18 protein-coding genes are annotated in these 15,746 nt (G+C 69.5%); 6 read left to right on the top strand and 12 right to left on the bottom strand.

Features of this window, described 5'->3' with window-relative positions:
* Positions 1-8 precede the first annotated feature (8 nt).
* Genes ABIC63_RS00710 through ABIC63_RS00690 form a run of 5 tightly spaced genes read right to left on the bottom strand, consistent with a single transcriptional unit; the run spans position 9 to position 3,778 of the window.
* Positions 9-758, bottom strand: coding sequence for a sugar phosphate isomerase/epimerase family protein (locus ABIC63_RS00710; protein WP_294367342.1), 750 nt, complete (start codon positions 756-758; stop codon positions 9-11).
* A 4-nt stretch (positions 759-762) separates the two neighbouring features.
* Positions 763-1,539 carry an amino acid ABC transporter ATP-binding protein gene (locus ABIC63_RS00705; RefSeq protein WP_354318328.1) on the bottom strand — a complete coding sequence of 259 codons (777 nt, stop codon included), beginning with the start codon at positions 1,537-1,539 and terminating at the stop codon, positions 763-765.
* 41 nt (positions 1,540-1,580) lie between these two features.
* Positions 1,581-2,378: a transporter substrate-binding domain-containing protein gene (locus ABIC63_RS00700; RefSeq protein ID WP_354318327.1), complete on the bottom strand. Its 798-nt coding sequence runs from the start codon at positions 2,376-2,378 to the stop codon at positions 1,581-1,583.
* A gap of 50 nt (positions 2,379-2,428) precedes the next feature.
* Complete coding sequence (locus ABIC63_RS00695) at positions 2,429-3,082, bottom strand: amino acid ABC transporter permease (RefSeq protein ID WP_354318326.1); 654 nt, start codon at positions 3,080-3,082, stop codon at positions 2,429-2,431.
* Between the two features lie 24 nt (positions 3,083-3,106).
* Positions 3,107-3,778 carry an amino acid ABC transporter permease gene (locus tag ABIC63_RS00690; RefSeq protein WP_354318325.1) on the bottom strand — a complete coding sequence of 224 codons (672 nt, stop codon included), beginning with the start codon at positions 3,776-3,778 and terminating at the stop codon, positions 3,107-3,109.
* A gap of 178 nt (positions 3,779-3,956) precedes the next feature.
* Between ABIC63_RS00690 and ABIC63_RS00685 the strand changes: the two genes are divergently transcribed.
* A complete protein-coding gene (locus ABIC63_RS00685; protein ID WP_354318324.1) occupies positions 3,957-4,376 on the top strand; it encodes a BLUF domain-containing protein in 420 nt (139 codons plus the stop codon).
* Positions 4,377-4,400: 24 nt separating this feature from the next.
* Here the strand turns inward: ABIC63_RS00685 and ABIC63_RS00680 are convergent, their stop codons facing one another.
* From ABIC63_RS00680 to ABIC63_RS00670, 3 genes are read right to left on the bottom strand one after another with little or no spacing between them, the layout of a single operon-like run.
* On the bottom strand, positions 4,401-5,258 hold the full coding sequence (locus ABIC63_RS00680) for an SDR family oxidoreductase (protein ID WP_354318323.1): 858 nt from the start codon (positions 5,256-5,258) through the stop codon (positions 4,401-4,403).
* Positions 5,251-5,886, bottom strand: coding sequence for a cysteine hydrolase family protein (locus ABIC63_RS00675; protein WP_354318322.1), 636 nt, complete (start codon positions 5,884-5,886; stop codon positions 5,251-5,253). The genes ABIC63_RS00680 and ABIC63_RS00675 overlap by 8 nt, the downstream gene beginning before the upstream one ends.
* Complete coding sequence (locus ABIC63_RS00670; RefSeq protein ID WP_354318321.1) at positions 5,883-6,782, bottom strand: manganese catalase family protein; 900 nt, start codon at positions 6,780-6,782, stop codon at positions 5,883-5,885. The genes ABIC63_RS00675 and ABIC63_RS00670 overlap by 4 nt, the downstream gene beginning before the upstream one ends.
* Positions 6,783-7,193: 411 nt before the next feature.
* Here ABIC63_RS00670 and ABIC63_RS00665 point away from each other — a divergent pair, with 411 nt between their 5' ends.
* Positions 7,194-7,715 (top strand): ferritin-like domain-containing protein, encoded by a 522-nt coding sequence (locus ABIC63_RS00665; RefSeq protein ID WP_354318320.1) that lies wholly within the window; start codon positions 7,194-7,196, stop codon positions 7,713-7,715.
* A 75-nt stretch (positions 7,716-7,790) separates the two neighbouring features.
* Here ABIC63_RS00665 and ABIC63_RS00660 read toward each other — a convergent pair whose 3' ends face one another.
* On the bottom strand, positions 7,791-8,072 hold the full coding sequence (locus ABIC63_RS00660; protein WP_354318319.1) for a hypothetical protein: 282 nt from the start codon (positions 8,070-8,072) through the stop codon (positions 7,791-7,793).
* Positions 8,073-8,414: 342 nt separating this feature from the next.
* Here ABIC63_RS00660 and ABIC63_RS00655 point away from each other — a divergent pair, with 342 nt between their 5' ends.
* Positions 8,415-8,678, top strand: coding sequence for a hypothetical protein (locus tag ABIC63_RS00655; protein ID WP_294367362.1), 264 nt, complete (start codon positions 8,415-8,417; stop codon positions 8,676-8,678).
* Positions 8,679-9,103: 425 nt separating this feature from the next.
* Here ABIC63_RS00655 and ABIC63_RS00650 read toward each other — a convergent pair whose 3' ends face one another.
* A complete protein-coding gene (locus tag ABIC63_RS00650) occupies positions 9,104-9,283 on the bottom strand; it encodes a hypothetical protein (protein WP_294367364.1) in 180 nt (59 codons plus the stop codon).
* A 378-nt stretch (positions 9,284-9,661) separates the two neighbouring features.
* Between ABIC63_RS00650 and ABIC63_RS00645 the strand changes: the two genes are divergently transcribed.
* Positions 9,662-10,297: a response regulator gene (locus ABIC63_RS00645; protein WP_354318318.1), complete on the top strand. Its 636-nt coding sequence runs from the start codon at positions 9,662-9,664 to the stop codon at positions 10,295-10,297.
* A 51-nt stretch (positions 10,298-10,348) separates the two neighbouring features.
* Here the strand turns inward: ABIC63_RS00645 and ABIC63_RS00640 are convergent, their stop codons facing one another.
* The gene (locus tag ABIC63_RS00640) at positions 10,349-10,618 is read right to left on the bottom strand and encodes a hypothetical protein (RefSeq protein WP_354318317.1); all 270 of its coding nucleotides are present in this window, start codon (positions 10,616-10,618) and stop codon (positions 10,349-10,351) included.
* Between the two features lie 265 nt (positions 10,619-10,883).
* Positions 10,884-11,519, bottom strand: coding sequence for a response regulator (locus ABIC63_RS00635; RefSeq protein ID WP_354318316.1), 636 nt, complete (start codon positions 11,517-11,519; stop codon positions 10,884-10,886).
* Between the two features lie 345 nt (positions 11,520-11,864).
* Here ABIC63_RS00635 and ABIC63_RS00630 point away from each other — a divergent pair, with 345 nt between their 5' ends.
* Complete coding sequence (locus ABIC63_RS00630) at positions 11,865-13,277, top strand: sigma-54-dependent transcriptional regulator (protein WP_294367371.1); 1,413 nt, start codon at positions 11,865-11,867, stop codon at positions 13,275-13,277.
* Between the two features lie 56 nt (positions 13,278-13,333).
* Positions 13,334-15,715: a PAS domain S-box protein gene (locus ABIC63_RS00625; protein WP_354318315.1), complete on the top strand. Its 2,382-nt coding sequence runs from the start codon at positions 13,334-13,336 to the stop codon at positions 15,713-15,715.
* Positions 15,716-15,746 lie beyond the last annotated feature (31 nt).

The following is a 15,746-nucleotide window of genomic DNA, read 5'->3' as shown; positions in this document are numbered from 1 at the left end:
TGGGGTGTTCAAGCGGCGGTGCGCAGCTGGCGCAGGGCAGCGATCTCGGCGCGGGTGACGGCCGTCAGGTCGTCGCCGATCAGCGGGTATTCGATGGCATGCGGCACATCGGCCGGCAGGGCGCGCAGCACGGCGCGCCAGGGTGCGGCCGATTCGGCCAGCGGCACCGCGACCCACTTGTCGGGCCGGCGCTGCACGCCCTTGGCATGCACGTAGCACACGCGGTGGGCCAGGGCGCGGGCGGCCTCGAGCGGGCATTCGCCCAGCCAGTGCCAGTTGCCCATGTCAAAGGTCATGCCCAGGTCCAGGCCGGCGGCCTGCTGGGCGTCGAAGAAGGCGAGCAGCGCGTCGAGTGTGCCGGCGGTGGGCGTCTGGTCGTTCTCGATCACCAGCTCCACCGGCGTGCGGGCCAGGGCCTCGCGCAGTGCGTCGAGGGAGTCGCGGCTGCGCGTGGCGTGGAAGCCGCCGATGGCCATCTTGAGGCGTGGCGCGTCCAGGGCCACCGCGCGGGCCAGGCCGGTCTGGAGCGCGGTCGTGTCGAGCTGCCCGTCGGCGGTCCAGAGGCCTTCGGGGCTGGAGTAGACCGCGGCATGGCCCTTGAGTGCCGCCAGTTCGGACGCGGGATTGCGCAGCAGCTCGCCGCGCACTTCGACGCTGTCCACGCCGGCTTCGTAGGCCAGGCCCGTGGCCCAGGCCTGGCCATGGCGGCCCACCTCGGCCGCGCCGAAGGAGGAAAGAGAGATCAGGACGGAGAGCATCGTGTCAGTGACCGGACGTCAGGATCTGGCCCAGGAACTGCCGCGTCTTCTCGTGCTGCGGGTTGCCGAAGAAGGCCTCCGGCGTACCTTGTTCGAGGATCTCGCCGCTGGCCATGAAGATCACGCGGTCGGCCACGCTGCGGGCAAAGCCCATCTCGTGGGTGACGCACAGCATGGTCATGCCGTCGTCGGCCAGGCCGATCATGGTGTCCAGCACTTCCTTGACCATCTCGGGGTCGAGCGCCGAGGTGGGCTCGTCGAACAGCATGATCTTGGGCGCCATGCACAGCGCCCGGGCGATGGCCACGCGCTGCTGCTGGCCGCCGGACAGCTGACTCGGGTACTTGTTGGCCTGCTCGGGAATGCGCACCCGCGTCAGGTACTTCATGGCCACCGCCTCGGCCTCTTCGCGCGACATGCCGCGCGAGCGCATCGGTGCCAGTGTGCAGTTCTGCAGGATCGTGAGGTGCGGGAACAGGTTGAACTGCTGGAACACCATGCCCACTTCCGCGCGCACGGCATCCACGTTCTTGCCGCCGGCCGTCAGCTCGATGCCGTCGACCGTGATGCGGCCCTTTTGCACCGTCTCCAGCCGGTTGATGCAGCGGATCAGCGTGGACTTGCCCGAGCCCGAGGGCCCGCAGATGACGATGCGCTCGCCGGTGCGCACCGACAGGTCCACATCGGTGAGCACCTGGAACTCGCCATACCACTTGCTCACCCCTTCCATGCGGATGATGGGGTCGCCCAGTTCATGGGGCGCGGCCACGCTGCTGTTCATCGTTCGGCTGCCTTGTGCGGTCGGATAGGGAAAGAAGCCAATCAGGAGTTGGGCATGGCCGGGAAGTCCGTGCCCAGCCACTTCTGGTAGAGCTTGTTCAGCTCGCCGTTCTTCCTGTTGCGCTCGACGAATTCGTCCAGCGTCTTCTTCAGCTCGGGCTGGCCCGGGCGCATGGCGATGCCCATGACCTGCTGGCGCAGGTTGAACTTGTTCTCGAAGTTGCTGCCGGCGCGCTTGGCGATCTGCGCGGCGACGGTGGTGGAGCAGCCGATGGCATCGACCTGGCCCGACATCAGCGCCTGCATGGCCGAGGCGTCGTCGTCGAAGCGGCGGATCTCGGTGCCCTCGGGCGCCACGGCGGTCAGCGACACGTCCTGCGTGCTGGCGCGGGCCACGCCCACGCGCTTGCCCTTGAGGTCGGCGGGCGACTTCATCTCGACCTTGCTGCTGCCGTACAGCACGATGGTGGCGGCGGCGTAGGGCACCGAGAAGTCCACCTGCTTGGCGCGCTCGGGCGTGACGGCCAGCGAGGCGATCAGCAGGTCGACCTTGTTGGTCAGCAGGAAGGGAATGCGGTTGGGGCCGGTGACGGGCACGATGTTGGCCTTCACGCCCAGGTCCTTGGCCAGCAGCTTGGCCACGTCGGCGTCGTAGCCGTCGGGCTGGTTCTTGGCGTCGGTGGTGCCGTAGGGCGGAAAGTCCACCAGCATGCCGATGGTGATCTCGCCCTTCTTCTTGATGTCGGCCACGGACTGGGCCGAGGCCAGGGGTGCAAAGGCGGTGGCGCAGGCGGCCAGGCCCAGTGCCAGGGCGGTGCGGCGGTGCAGGCTGAGGTTCATGGAGGTCTCCTTGGGTTGAGCGTGACGGGGGTGAAGAGAGGGGGGCGCAGTCAGCGGGCGAGCGCCCGCGCGCGGCGGCGCTCCATGTGCGCGGCCAGCAGCGACAGCGGCCAGCAGATGACGAAGTACAGCGCGGCCACGGTGCTGAACACCTCCAGCGGCTGGAAGGTGGCGTTGTTGATGATCTGGCCGGCGCGGGTGATCTCGGTGAAGCCGATGATGGCCGCGAGCGACGTGCCCTTGATGATCTGCACCACGTAGCCCACCGTGGGAGGCAGCGCGATCTTGAAGGCCTGGGGCAGCACCACGTCGCGCAGGCGGGCGGTGTACGACAGGTTCAGCGCCATGGCCGCTTCCCACTGGCCGCGCGGAATGGCCTGGATGCAGCCGCGCCAGATCTCGCCCAGGAAGGCGGCGCTGTTGAGGATGAGCGCCGCGCCCGCGGCGACCCACGGGTTGATGTCCAGCCCCAGCACCGGCGCGCCGAAGAAGATCAAAAACAGCTGCAGCAGCAGCGGCGTGCCCTGGAACACCTGGATGAACACGCCCGAGGCGAAGAGCGCCGCGCGGTTCTCGCTGGTGCGGGCCAGCGCAATGAGCAGGCCCAGGATGGCGCCGCCCACGAAGGCGATGGCCGACAGGGCCAGCGTCCATTGGGCCGCTTCGAGGATGAACAGGAATTCGGGAAAGCCGAAGGTACGCATGGTGGTCGTGTCCTTGTGCTGCCTTCAGCGGCGGTCGGGGTAGTGCAGCACGCGCTGGTAGATCAGCTTGAACAGCAGCGAGAAGAGCAGGGCGAGGCCGAGGTAGATGGCGGCCACGACGATGTAGATCTCGAAGCTGCGGAAGGTCTGCGACTGCAGCGTGGCGGCCACCGAGGTGAGGTCGTCGGCCGAGATCACCGACACCACGGCCGAGCTCAGCATCAGCAGGATGAACTGGCTGGTCAGCGCCGGGTAGATGGCCTTGAGCGCGGGCTTGATGATGATGAAGCGGAAGATCTCCCAGCCCTTGAGGTTGAGCGCGCGGCCCGCCTCGATCTGCCCCTTGGGAATGGACTCGATGCCGGCGCGGATGATCTCGGTGGCATAGGCCCCGAGGTTGACCACCATGGCCGTGAGCGCCGCCATGTAGGGCGACCAGCGCACGCCGACGACCGGCAGCGCGAAGAAAAAGAAGAACAGCTGCACCAGGAAGGGCGTGTTCCGGATCACCTCGATGTAGGCGTTGATCAGGAAGCGCAGCGGCGCCGGGCCGCTGGTCTTGCCCCAGGCGCACACCACGGCCACCGCAAGGCCCAGCAGGGTGGCGGTGAGGGAGAGCTGCACCGTGATCCATGTGCCCTTGAGCAGCAGGGGCCAGGCGGCGAGCACGGCATCGAACTGGAACTGGTAATTCACGGGCGTGGGGCGCGTGGGCGCGCCGGTGTGTCTCCGATGACGGAAATTATGAAACCGGTTTCAGAGATTGTGTTCAGGGTTTGCCCTGAGGCAGCCCGAATCCAAGTGACCATGCGCCGGTCGCCGTCTGCAGTTGAGCCGACTTCTCCGGTCCCGGCACGGCGGCTAGGATGGCCGCGTGATCTACCGACTCATCTATGCCAGCCGCGCCCGGGCCTTCCGCTCGGAGGACGTGGCGGGCATCCTGCGGCAGTCGCGCGACAACAATGCCGCGGCCTCGATCACCGGTGCGCTGTGCCTGCTGGATGGCGTGTACATGCAGTACCTGGAAGGCCCGCAGGCCGCGGTGGAGCGCCTCTACAGCATCATCCTGGCCGACGACCGGCACCAGCAGGTCAAGTTGCTCGATCGCGGCCCGGCCCCGGCGCGGGTGTTCGCCGACTGGTCGATGGCCCTGCTGGATTGGGACGAGCGCATCCGCGCGGTGTTCCTGCTGCACGGCATGCCCCATCCGCTGGACCTCTACGCCACGCCTTCCGATCACGCGGCGGCTCTGTTTGGCGCAATCGCGCGCACGCCGGGCTGGGTGGCGCTGTAGGCAAACTTCCTTGCCGCGTCATCGCTAGATCATCGGCACGCCGCCAGTGACGGCAATCGTGGCGCCCGAGATGTAGCTGGCCTCGTCCGAGGCCAGCATCACATAGGCCGCCTGCAGTTCCTTGGGCTGCGCGGGGCGCTTCATCGGCGTCTGTTGCCCGAATTTGGCCACCTGCTCGGGCGGCATCGTCGAGGGGATCAGCGGCGTCCACACCGGGCCCGGCGCCACGCAGTTCACGCGGATGCCCTTCTCGGCCAGCAACTGGGCCAGCCCGCCGGTGAGGTTCTGGATCGCGCCCTTGGTGGCGGCATACGCCACCAGCGTGGCGTTGGGCTTGTCGGCGTTGATCGACGCTGTGTTGATGATCGACGCGCCCGGCTTCATATGCGGCACCGCGGCCTTGGCCAGAAAGAACATGGCGAAGACGTTGGTGCGGAAGGTGCGGTCGATCTCCTCTTCGGTCAACTCGTCGAGCGACTTGTGGCTCATCTGGAAGGCGGCGTTGTTGACCAGCACGTCGAGGTGGCCGAACTGCTGCACGGCCGCATCCACCAGCGAGCGGCAATGCGCCTCGCTGCGGATGTCGCCGGCGATGGCCAGGCATTGGCGGCCTTCTTTCTGCACCCACTCGCGGGTGACGCGGGCATCGCTTTCCTCTTCCTCCAGGAAGGAGATCAGCACGTCCGCGCCCTCGCGCGCAAAGGCCAGGGCGACGGCGCGGCCGATGCCGCTGTCGCCGCCGGTGATCAGCGCCACCTTGCCCTGCAGCTTGGCGCTGCCGCGGTAGCTGTCGGCGCCGAAGTCGGGCTCCGGGGTCATGCGCGACTCGAGGCCGGGCGGCTGCTGGGGCGGCGTGGAGGCCTGGGGCGTGGGTTCAGTCATTGGAAGGCTCCTGGCGGGGCGGTGGGGAAGGGGAAGAAGAAGGCGACGCGCCCTCGAAGAGCACGCGCCAGGTGTCCGGCGCCTCGACCTTCCACGTCTCGCGCAGCTGCTGCAGCAGCACCTTGTGCCGTTCCTCGCCCTGCGAGGCCGAGCAGTCCGCGGGCACGATCGGGTCCAGCTCGCGCATGCGCGCGTCCGACACGGACATGAGCACGCACTGGTCGCTGGAGACACCGGCGAGCACCAGCCGTTGAACCTTCAGGTGCTGCAGCAGGAACGGCATGGGCGTGCCATGGAAGATCGAATGCTTGGGCTTGAGCACGAAGTAGTCGTGCTCGTGCGGGCGCATCAGTCGCGTGATCTCCGCGCCCGACCCGTCCTGGGCCAGGGCCGCATCGACCAGCGAGCGGAAGTCCGACCGCCAGCGCCCGCGGTTGTCGTTGGCATAGATGACGGGCACACCGCGGTCGCGGCAGGCCTGGGCCAGCGCCGCGATCTCGGTGGCCACGCGCTGGGCATGCGGCAACAGGTGCTCGGCGTCCGGAAAGTCCCAGCCACTGATCATGTCGATGATGACCAGCGCCAGGCCACCCGGCGCCGGCGCATCCGCGTCGCGGCCCTTGCTCACTTCTTCTTGGCCGCCGGTGGCGGGGTGACGCCGGCGCCCAGCTCGGCACCGGTGGTGGGATCGATGTCGGTGCGCGACTGCGTGCGCGTGGCCATGGCACGCACCAGCTCCGCATCGCCCTCGGGCAGTTCGACCGAGGCCCAGCCGGTGCGGCCGTCCACGGGGCCCGAGTCCTGCGTCATCGGCACGAAGTCCCAGTCCGGCCCTTCGTTCCACGGACCCCTGACATCGGCCTCGCCCTTGGACATGCGGAAGTACACGCTGGTGAAGCGCGGGTCGCCCGGCAGCTTGCCCGGCGGGAAGTTGGGCTCGATGCTGTAGAGCGCCTTCTCGAAGGACTTCTGGTGCGCCACCTCGCGCGTCATCAGGAAGGTGAGGGCGTCCTTCACGCCGGGGTCGTCGGTGAGGTTGATGAGCCGCTCGTAGACGATCTTGGCGCGGGCCTCGGCCGCGATGTTGGAGCGCAGGTCGGCCGTGGGCTCGCCGATGGTGTCGATGTAGGCAGAGGTCCAAGGCACACCTGCCGAGTTCACCAGCGGGGCTCCACCGCCGTAGAGCACCTGCGTGAGGTGGCTGTCGTTGCCTGCGCCGGTGATGGAGCGATAGAGATCGCCCTGCTCGTCGATGCCCTCGGCCAGTCGGCCCTTGGCGCCCTTGTTGAGCATGCACACGATGTTGCCGATCACCTCCAGGTGGCTCAGCTCTTCGGTGGCGATGTCGAACAGCATGTCCTTGCGTCCGGGATCGTCTTCGGCCACGGCCTGGGTGAAGTAGCGGCAGGCCGCAGCCAGCTCGCCCTGTGGGCCGCCGAACTGCTCCAGCATGAGGTTGGCGAGGCCGGGGTTGGGCATGCTGACGTGCACGGTGTATTGCAGACGTTTGTTGTGCGAGAACATGAAGAGGACTCCTGTGGGGGGATGGGTTTGACAAGGGGCCCGCTGATGCAGGGGCTCCAGCGCACAGCGTTCGCGTGCTGCCTCCAGGACCGTGTAGGTGGAGGCTCAGCTCGGGGTGGGAGCGCACAGCCGGGCCTGGAAGGCGTACGCGTCGGGGCGGGCTTGCGGGGCATCTCGCGAGTTCGGCGCGGGGGCAGCCCGAACTCTTCCTACATCGCCAGGGCCCCTGGCTCCCAGAGTGGTGGCATCAACATCCCGCAAGGACGCGCTCTTATGAACCCCGAATCTGGCAAGGCTCCTGGCGTGGACTTGTCAAGCGAATCAGCGGCCGGCGAGGAGGACCCGGGTGCCTCCCTCGACGGCTTCGCTGCGGACGGCAGTGCGACGCACGCACCTTCTTCGCCTGCACCCATGAACCTGTCCATGACCTATGCCGCCGAGCACCTGATGGACTGGTTGCGAGACGCCCATGCCATGGAGGAGCAGGCAGAGCTGCTGCTCCAGACGGCGTGCGACCGCCTGGGCAGTCACCCCGTGCTCAAGGCCAGGTTGCAGGCCCATCATCAGCAGACCCGGGAGCAGGCGCGAATGCTGAGCGAGTGCATCCACCGTCGCGGCGGCAGCACTTCCGGGGGCAAGGAGGTGGCAGGCAGGATGAGTGCAATGGTGCAGAGCCTGAGTGCCCGGCCGGCCAGCGACGAGGTGATCAACGTGGCGATGACCTGCTATGCCTTCGAGCACTACGAGGTGGCCACGTACCGTGTGATGGTGGCCGTGGCCGAGATGGCGCAGGACCCCCAGACCCGTCACGTGTGCGAGGAAATTCTGCGCCAGGAGGAAGCGACTTTGGGATGGTTGGCCGAGCACCTGGGCGTACTCACGCAGGAGTTCCTTGCGCTGTCGAAGAATGCCGGCGGCGACGACAAGCGGTGAATCCGGCAGTCGTGGCGTGGGCCAGGTCCACGGCCGAAGCGCGCGTTCACGGGAGCGCACCGTGTGAGGAGCACCTCAGCGCGCGGGTGGCGCCTCGCGGCCCTTGCGTGTCTTGCCAGGCCACGGCGGTGGTTCGGTGTTGGGATTGGGCCGCATGGATTCGCGCACGCCCCAGGGCGCTGAGCCGTCTTGTTCCGCGGCCTCGGCGTCCTGACGCTTGTCCATCATGCGCTCATGCGGTCCCGGCTTGACGGTGTCCCCATCCGGATAGCCTTTGGCGGGGCCCAGATTGCCCGCGGCGCCGTCGGTGGTCGGTCGGGTGCCCTCGCCGCTGTCGGTGATGCGTGTGGTACTCATGGTCGCAGGCTCCTGGTGTGAATGCGCGCAGGACTCAGCGAAGGCGAAGCGCTGCGCACGTGCAGCGCCTGACCGTCCGGAGATCCGGCGCCGCGACGTTCGGAGATCCGGCGCCGCGAGGAAGCTTCAGGTTGGCCCGCAGCCTCCTCCGGGCGTGTAGGCGCGGGAGGAGCCTGCCGTGCGCCTGGACACCACAACCCTGGAGCGCACACCGCTTTGCGGCGATTCCTACGCCTTGGTCGACCGGGTGGCACAACCTGCATGGCTCTCCGCTTCGCTCGTCATCCCGTCTTCACGCCGGGCAGACGCTGGAGCGGGCCTGCACCGTTCAAGGACAACGCCATGAATCCCAACGAAGACCGCCGCCGTGCTCCGCCCCAGGGTGTGGGTGAGGATCCCGTCCGCACGCTGGACGGCCATAAGCGCCCCGACGAACAGACGCCGCCAGAGCAGATCCCCATGCCGGTTGCGCCGGTCGTTGGCGACGCACGGCACCCGCCCACCACGCAGCTGGACCAGGACACATCGCCCGCTGGCGACCGCGGCGACGGGGCACATCGCCATGCCGAGGACCTGCGTCAGGTCAGCGGGGTACCGGACGCCTGAGCGTCACACCTCTTCCGTTCGGGCTGAACTTGTCGAAGCCGTGGCGGTGAGCACCCCAAAAGGCCTTCCCGTCACGCGGGCTTCATCGCGTCTGGGCCGGCTTCGGCGCCTGATTCGTCTCGGTGGTGCGATTGCGCGATTCGGCCGCACGCTGGCCGCCGAGTCCACCCGGCTGTCCCACCCCGATCTCACGGCCATGGCCGCTGCTCGCCTCGGGTTGATCCGGGTTGGTCCGCCGGCCTTCAGTCCCGCTCGTCGGCGCTGCGCTTTGCGGGGGGCGACTGGCCGGCGGAGGCACGGCGCGGCCCGTCGAACCCGGCGTGGCGCTGCCCTGGGGATTGCCGCGCGGGTTGCCGGAGCTCTGCGCCGCCGCTGGCAGGCCGGCCGCCAGCGCCCCCATCGCAACTGCCGCTGCGGCCCAGCGTTCAATGCACGCCATGACCACCGCCCTGGCGCTGCTGTTTCTGGTTGCCGCTGCCTGCATGGTCCTCGCGGTCATGGCGGCTCTCGGGCGTACGCCGGCCTTCGTTGCGCGGCGTGGGGCGCTGCTTGCCAGTGGCGTTGTGCTCGGTGTGGCCGGGACGTCCGTTCTGTGAATTCGACATGGAAATGCTCCTTGGGTCGTGGGCCCGCCGTCCGGGGCTCGGGCGCCGCCGACCTCGGCGGCTGGGGGCGGGTCCGTTCAGCTTATGGAGCTGCCAGCGGCCCCATGTCGGACAAGGACGGGCCCATCGTCAGCGGGCCGGGGCGAGCTTCGCCTTGCGGCTGCAAGGCTTGCGGCAACACTTGCTGCAAGCGATGAGGCCCGGTCGGCTGCGGGCCCAGCCAGCCGGTCTGCATGTCGCCAACACGCAGCTTCTTCTTTCATCCTCAAGCGGATGGCGCGGCATGGGAGTTGCCAGTACACCGTCATGCAGAGCACCCATCATGCGGCCTCCGCGCCCACTTCCGCCTTTTCGCTGTCTTCCCGCCTCCCGCGCGCCTTGCAGCCGATTCGTGTCGGCGTGGTCGACGACCACCCGGTCGTGCGCACCGGCCTCAAGGCGCTGTTCGGCGCCGAGGACGACCTGCAGATGGTGTGGGAATGTGACCGGGCACGCGGGCTGGCCCGCGAGCTGATCGCGCAGCAGCTCGATGTGCTGGTGCTCGACCTGGTGATCCCGGGTTCGAACGTGCTCGACGAGGTCGTCCGCTTGCGCATGCAGGCGCCCGATGTGGGCCTGGTGGTGTATACCGGGTTTGCGGCGGAGCAGTACGCCTGCACGCTGGTGCGCGAGGGCGTGCGGGCCCTGGTCGACAAGGAAAGCGATCCGCACGAACTGCTGCGGGCCGTGCGTGCCGTCGCGCGCGGCGAGCGCCACATGTCGCCCACCATGGCCAACCTGCTGCTGGAGCACTGTGTGCCCGCCGATGGCCGCCACGAAGAGCCGCTCACCCGCCGCGAGTTGCAGGTGCTGCTCAAGCTGGCTCAGGGCTGCGACCTGCAGCAGGCTGCTTCGTCGCTGTGCCTGTCGGTCAAGACGGTGGGCGGCTACCGGACCCGCATCCTGGAGAAGCTGGGCCTGCGCTCCAACGGCGAGATGACGCTCTATGCCATCCGCCACCAGCTGATGGAGTGAGAACGGCGCCGCTCGGCCGTACTTCGCCGGGCCATGCGCGCCGCTGGCGAGTCAGATGGGCGGATCGTTGCGTCCCGAGGCCAGGGCGGCCAGCCGGGCCCGGAAGGCCGCGAACAGCTCGTTGAGCTTGCGCACCTGCCGCGCGATCACGCCGCGGGCCTCTTCCTGCAGCGCCGGGTCGTCGGTGGCCCCGAGCAGTTCGGTGGCGGCGGCCATGGCGCTCAGCGGTGAACGCGCGTCGTGGTCGAACTCGCGCAGCAGCGCCTGCTGCGGCGACTCCGGCGGCGCAGGTGGGGTGGACGGCGGGGAGCGAGTGGTCATGTCAGTCTTCCATGGCGCTGTGCGCCACCCGCCTCGCATGAAACTGGCGCGGCGACACAAATTGGATGGCCGCGGAGCGGGCCAAGCCAGGGCATCCGAGGAACTGGCTTCGCCAGGCCCCTGGGTGCGCCCCCCTCCAAGCCGAAGGCGCCAGTGAGGGGCTGAGGGCCGCGGCTCCGAGCCTGCCTGCGCCGGCTTGGACGTGCCCGAAGAGCAGCCGCCTCCGGCGGCCGCCCGGAGCATTGGAGCGGCATGGCGGGTGTCCTCACCTGAGCAGCCGACGCTTGGTCGCGTAGTAGGTCAACTCGCTGTTCGAATGGAGGTCCATCTTGGCCATGATGCGGGCCTTGTGGGTGCTGATCGTCTTGGCCGACACGCACAGGGCGTCGGCGATGTGGGCCGGGCTGTCGCCCTGCGCGAGCTTCAGGAAGATCTGGAACTCGCGCGGCGTGAGCGCGTGGTGGGGCGCCGCCTCGCTGGTCTGGATGCTGGAGCGCTGGGCCAGCACGCCCGCCATGTCCGAGGTGATGTAGCGCCGGCCGGCGTGTAGCGCGCGGATGGCGGCCAGTACCTCGGAGGGGTCGCAGTCCTTGCCCAGGTAGGCCCGGGCGCCGTCGCGCAGCAGCGCGGGGCCGTAGTGCTCGGCCGGGTAGCCGGTGTAGACCATCACGGCCACCCCCGAGGCGCGTTCGCGCAGGGTGGTCATGAGGTCCAGCGCACTGTAGCCCGGCATCATCAGGTCCATGATCAGCACGTGGGGGCGCACGTCCAGCGCCAGCGCGCGCGTCTCGCGGCCATCGCTCGCCTCGCCCACCACGCTCATGTCGTCGCAGGACGAGAGCAGGGCCCGCAACCCCGAGCGCACCACCGGATGGTCGTCGGCGATGCCGACCCGGATCACGTGGGTGCTCCCGCGCGGCGCGGCCACCGCGCAGGTGCGCAGGGGGTGCCGGGCGAAAAGGCAGAGGGTGGAAGGGGTGTGCCGAAATCGGTGGTTCTGGAAAGTCTCACCCCCAAGACAGCGCAACGGATGTGCCACGCTCGAACGGCGCTTATTTAATAAATAAGTGTTAATTTCTGCGGGATTCTTGGGGTGAATCGGCAGTCCTTGCCGCAATTTCTGCATCCGTCCGACAGCGGGGGGACGCGGGCTGCGATAGCGTCCGGGCCTGCGCGCAGGATTCCGCGCCGCATCGCCCGCGCCCGACCGCGGGCCGCCGCTAGAAAAGCACATCCGAGGAGTGGAATGGGACGAGCACTGATCGTCGAGGACGATGAGGACGTGGCACGCATGCTGGCGGCCCTGGTGGCGCGCGAGGGTCATCGCGTCTCCACCTGCGGCACCCTCGCCGATGCGCGGCGTGCGCTGGTGGTCTCGCCGCCCGACCTCATGCTGCTGGACGTGCACCTGCCCGACGGCAGCGGCTTCGAGTTGCTCGAAGCGGCCCAGGCCAGCACGCACGACATCGAGGTGGTGCTGATCACCGGGCAGGCCAGCCTGGAGACCTCGATCCGGGCGCTGCGCCTGGGTGCGGCCGACTACCTGGTCAAGCCTGTTCAGGCGCAGCAGTTGCGGCACCTGCTGTCGCGCCTGATGCGGCCCTCGCGGCTGCGGGCCGAGGTGGCAGAACTGACCGAGACCTGGCGAGAGACCGGCCGCTTCGGCGCCCTGATCGGACGTTCCGAGCCCATGCAGAGCGTCTACCTGCAGATCGCGCGTGTCGCGGGCTCGGCGGCGACGGTGTTCATCCAGGGCGAAAGCGGCACCGGCAAGGAACTGGTGGCCCGCGCGGTGCATGACCTGAGCCGCCGCCGCGAGCAGCCCTTTCTGGCCGTCAATTGCGGCGCGCTGTCGCCCCACCTGATCGAGAGCGAGATCTTCGGCCACGAGCGCGGCGCCTTCACCGGGGCCGAGCGCCAGCACCGCGGCTTCTTCGAGCGGGCGCACGGCGGCACGCTCTTCCTCGACGAAGTGACCGAGATGCCGGCCGAGCTGCAGGTCAAGCTGCTGCGCGTGCTGGAGTCGGGCACCTTCATGCGCGTGGGCTCCACCGAGCTGCAGCAGACCGACGTGCGCATCATCGCGGCCACCAACCGCGACCCGCATGCGGCCGTGCGCGCCGGCGTGCTGCGCGAGGACCTGCTCTACCGCCTCAATGTCTTTCCCATCATCCTGCCGCCACTGCGTGCCCGCGGCGACGATGTGGAACTGCTGGCCCTGCACTTTGCGCAGCAACTGCGCGTGCAGGAGGGCCTGGGCCGTCGCTTCACCCCCGAGGCCCTGCGCAAGCTGCGCGCCTACCACTGGCCCGGCAACGTGCGCCAGCTGCGAAATGCCGTGCAGCGCGCCTGGGTGATGAGCGTGGACGGCTGGCTGTCCGACGAATGGATGCCACCCGGCGCGGCCGATTCGTCGGCCGAGCTGGCGGCGGCCTCGGCGCCCATGCCGCTGGAGCCGCTGCAGGCCCAGGCGCAGGTGCAGGTGGCAGCTGCACCGGGCTGGATATCCGTGCCCGTGGGCACATCGCTGGCCGAGATCGAGCGCCAGGCCATCGTGGCCACCTACCTGCATTGCGACCGCCACAAGGAGCGCGCGGCGGCGGTCCTCGGGATCAGCCTGAAGACGCTCTACAACCGCCTCAAGGCTTACAGCCTCTGAGCCGGCATGGCGGCAGGCTTGGCGGGCCCGCCCCACCATCCACCGAGAGGAACCGCATGGACGAACCTGCCCGCTCCCACGCCCCTCCGCCCGGCCCTCCTGGCCCGCCCGCTGCCACCGGTTCAGCCGATGCGGCCGCGGCCGGCCAGCGCGTGCGCGAGCTGGAGCGCGAGATCGAGGCCCTGCAGCAGAGCCATGGCGAACTGCTCAACCTGCTCGACGCCACCGCCATCGCGACCGTCTTCCTCGACCGCGAGCTGCGCGTGGTGCGCTACACCCCGGCGGCCTGCGCCCTGTTCCGCTTCATTCCCGGCGACCTGGGCCGGCCGCTGTCCGACCTGGCCACGCCGCTGCGCTATGCCGGCCTGATGGCCGACGCCGGCCGCGTGCTGCGGCACCTGACGCCCGTGGAGCGCGAGGTGGAGGCCGGCGCCGGCATCTGGTACCTGGCCCGTGTGCTGCCGCACCGCACCGGCGAGGGCCAGGTGGCCGGCGTGGTGCTGACCTTCGTGGACATCAGCGAGCTGCGGCTGGCGCAGCGGGCCCTGCGCGAGTCCGAGGCGCGTTTCGGCGCCATCGTCAACCAGGCCTCGGTGGGCGTGCTGCAGGCCGACGAGGCGGGCCGCATCTTCTTCGTCAACCGCCACTACGCGCGCATGCTGGGCTACGACGAGGGCGAACTCGTCGGCACCCTGCTGATGGAGCTGATCCACCCCGAGGACCGTGCCGCCAGCATGGAGCGCACCGAGCGGCTGCTGCGCGACCACCAGCCCTTCCAGATCGAGAAGCGCTGCCTGCGCAAGGACGGCTCGGTGCTGTGGATGCACAACAGCGTGGGCCTGCTCGACGCCCAGGGCGACGCCACGCCCTCGCTGGTGGTCGTCAGCACCGACATCGGCGAGCGCCGCCGTGCCGAGGACGCCTTGCGCGCCAGCGAGGAACGGCTGCGCCTGATCGTGGAGAACGCGGTCGAATACGCCATCTTCTCCACCGACCTGCAGGGCCGCATCACCGGCTGGAACACCGGCGCCGAACGTCTGCTGGGCTATTCGGAGCCCGAGGTCGCGGGTCGCTTCGCCGACCTGGTCTTCACCGAGGAGGACCGCGCCTCGGGCGCGCCGCGGCTGGAGCTGCAGGCCGCGGTGCGCGAGGGCCATGCCATGGACGACCGCTGGCATGTGCGCAAGGACGGCTCGCGCTTCTGGGCCAGCGGCGCGCTCATGCCCATGCGCGGGCCCGATGGCCTGGTGGGTTTCGTCAAGATCCTGCGCGACCAGAGCCAGCAGCGCGCCGCGCAGCAGGCCCTGGAGGCGGCCAACCGCAGCAAGGACCGCTTCCTGGCGGTGCTGTCGCACGAGCTGCGCAATCCGCTCGCCTCCATCCATGCGGCGGGCACGGCACTGGCCGAGCCGGACCTGCCCGCGCCGGAGCGCGGCCGTGCCACCGACATCGTGCGGCGCCAGGCACAGACCATGAAGGTGCTGCTCGACGACCTGCTGGATGTCTCCAGCCTGCGCCTGGGCCGTATGAACCTGCGCAAGCGCTGGGTGCCGGTGCGCGTGCTGGTGGAGGCCGCGGTGGAGTCGACGCGCCACGGGCTGGACGATGCGGCCCATGCGCTGGCGGTGTCGGTTCCCGAGCCGGAGCTGCAGCTCTTCGTCGACCCCGTGCGCATGAGCCAGGTGCTGTCGAACCTGCTGACCAATGCCGTCAAGTACACGCCCGACGGCGGACGCATCGCGCTCGACGTCGCGCGGCACGGTGGGGAGCTCGTCTTCTGCGTCAGCGACAACGGCATCGGCATGGAGGCCGGCGTGGTCGAGTCGATGTTCGAGATGTTCGCGCAGCGGCCCTCGGAGCTGCGGCCCGGCGCCGGCGGGCTGGGCATCGGCCTTGCGCTGGTGCGCAGCATCGTGGAGCTGCACGGCGGCCGCGTCAACGGCGACAGCACGGGCCCGGGCCAGGGCTCGCGCTTCACCGTGGCCGTGCCCATCGACGGGCTGCCCGGCGAGGTGCGGCCCGATCCGCAACCGCCCGCGAGTCTCGCGGACGCCGCCGCCGCGGCGCGCCTGCCGCGGGTCCTGCTGGTGGACGACAACGCCGACGCGGTCTGGCCCATCGCGCGGCTGCTGGGGCTGCGGGGCTTCGACGCGCACGTCGCGCTGTCGGGCAGCGAGGCGCTGACCCAGGTGGTCCATGCGCCGCCGGACGTGCTGGTGCTGGACATCGGCATGCCCTCGCCCGACGGCTACGAGGTGGCGCGGGCGGTCAAGGCCATGCCCGACGCGCAGGACGTGCGGCTGATCGCCGCTACGGGATGGGGGCAGCCCGACGATGTGGAGCGCACGCGCCGCGCGGGCTTCGATGCCCACCTGGTCAAGCCGCTGGACCTGGACGAACTCGTGGCGGCGCTGCGGCGGCTGTGCCCCGGCACCTGAGCCGCGCGGCACCTGCGGCGCGCGGCCGACA

The organism is Pseudacidovorax sp. 1753 (assembly GCF_040544975.1).
Classification (GTDB): domain Bacteria; phylum Pseudomonadota; class Gammaproteobacteria; order Burkholderiales; family Burkholderiaceae_C; genus Xenophilus.
This window is presented reverse-complemented; position numbering and strand designations above follow the sequence as displayed.

What these genes read in the sequence shown, in the direction of transcription:
- ABIC63_RS00680 (WP_354318323.1), bottom strand. Translation starts at nt 5,258, where the DNA reads ATGACTGAACCCACGCCCCAGGCCTCCACGCCGCCCCAGCAGCCGCCC.
- ABIC63_RS00710 (WP_294367342.1), bottom strand. Translation starts at nt 758, where the DNA reads ATGCTCTCCGTCCTGATCTCTCTTTCCTCCTTCGGCGCGGCCGAGGTG.
- ABIC63_RS00660 (WP_354318319.1), bottom strand. Translation starts at nt 8,072, where the DNA reads ATGAGTACCACACGCATCACCGACAGCGGCGAGGGCACCCGACCGACC.
- ABIC63_RS00625 (WP_354318315.1), top strand. Translation starts at nt 13,334, where the DNA reads ATGGACGAACCTGCCCGCTCCCACGCCCCTCCGCCCGGCCCTCCTGGC.
- ABIC63_RS00695 (WP_354318326.1), bottom strand. Translation starts at nt 3,082, where the DNA reads ATGCGTACCTTCGGCTTTCCCGAATTCCTGTTCATCCTCGAAGCGGCC.
- ABIC63_RS00650 (WP_294367364.1), bottom strand. Translation starts at nt 9,283, where the DNA reads ATGTCGAATTCACAGAACGGACGTCCCGGCCACACCGAGCACAACGCC.
- ABIC63_RS00655 (WP_294367362.1), top strand. Translation starts at nt 8,415, where the DNA reads ATGAATCCCAACGAAGACCGCCGCCGTGCTCCGCCCCAGGGTGTGGGT.
- ABIC63_RS00700 (WP_354318327.1), bottom strand. Translation starts at nt 2,378, where the DNA reads ATGAACCTCAGCCTGCACCGCCGCACCGCCCTGGCACTGGGCCTGGCC.
- ABIC63_RS00640 (WP_354318317.1), bottom strand. Translation starts at nt 10,618, where the DNA reads ATGACCACTCGCTCCCCGCCGTCCACCCCACCTGCGCCGCCGGAGTCG.
- ABIC63_RS00630 (WP_294367371.1), top strand. Translation starts at nt 11,865, where the DNA reads ATGGGACGAGCACTGATCGTCGAGGACGATGAGGACGTGGCACGCATG.
- ABIC63_RS00665 (WP_354318320.1), top strand. Translation starts at nt 7,194, where the DNA reads ATGAACCTGTCCATGACCTATGCCGCCGAGCACCTGATGGACTGGTTG.
- ABIC63_RS00705 (WP_354318328.1), bottom strand. Translation starts at nt 1,539, where the DNA reads ATGAACAGCAGCGTGGCCGCGCCCCATGAACTGGGCGACCCCATCATC.
- ABIC63_RS00670 (WP_354318321.1), bottom strand. Translation starts at nt 6,782, where the DNA reads ATGTTCTCGCACAACAAACGTCTGCAATACACCGTGCACGTCAGCATG.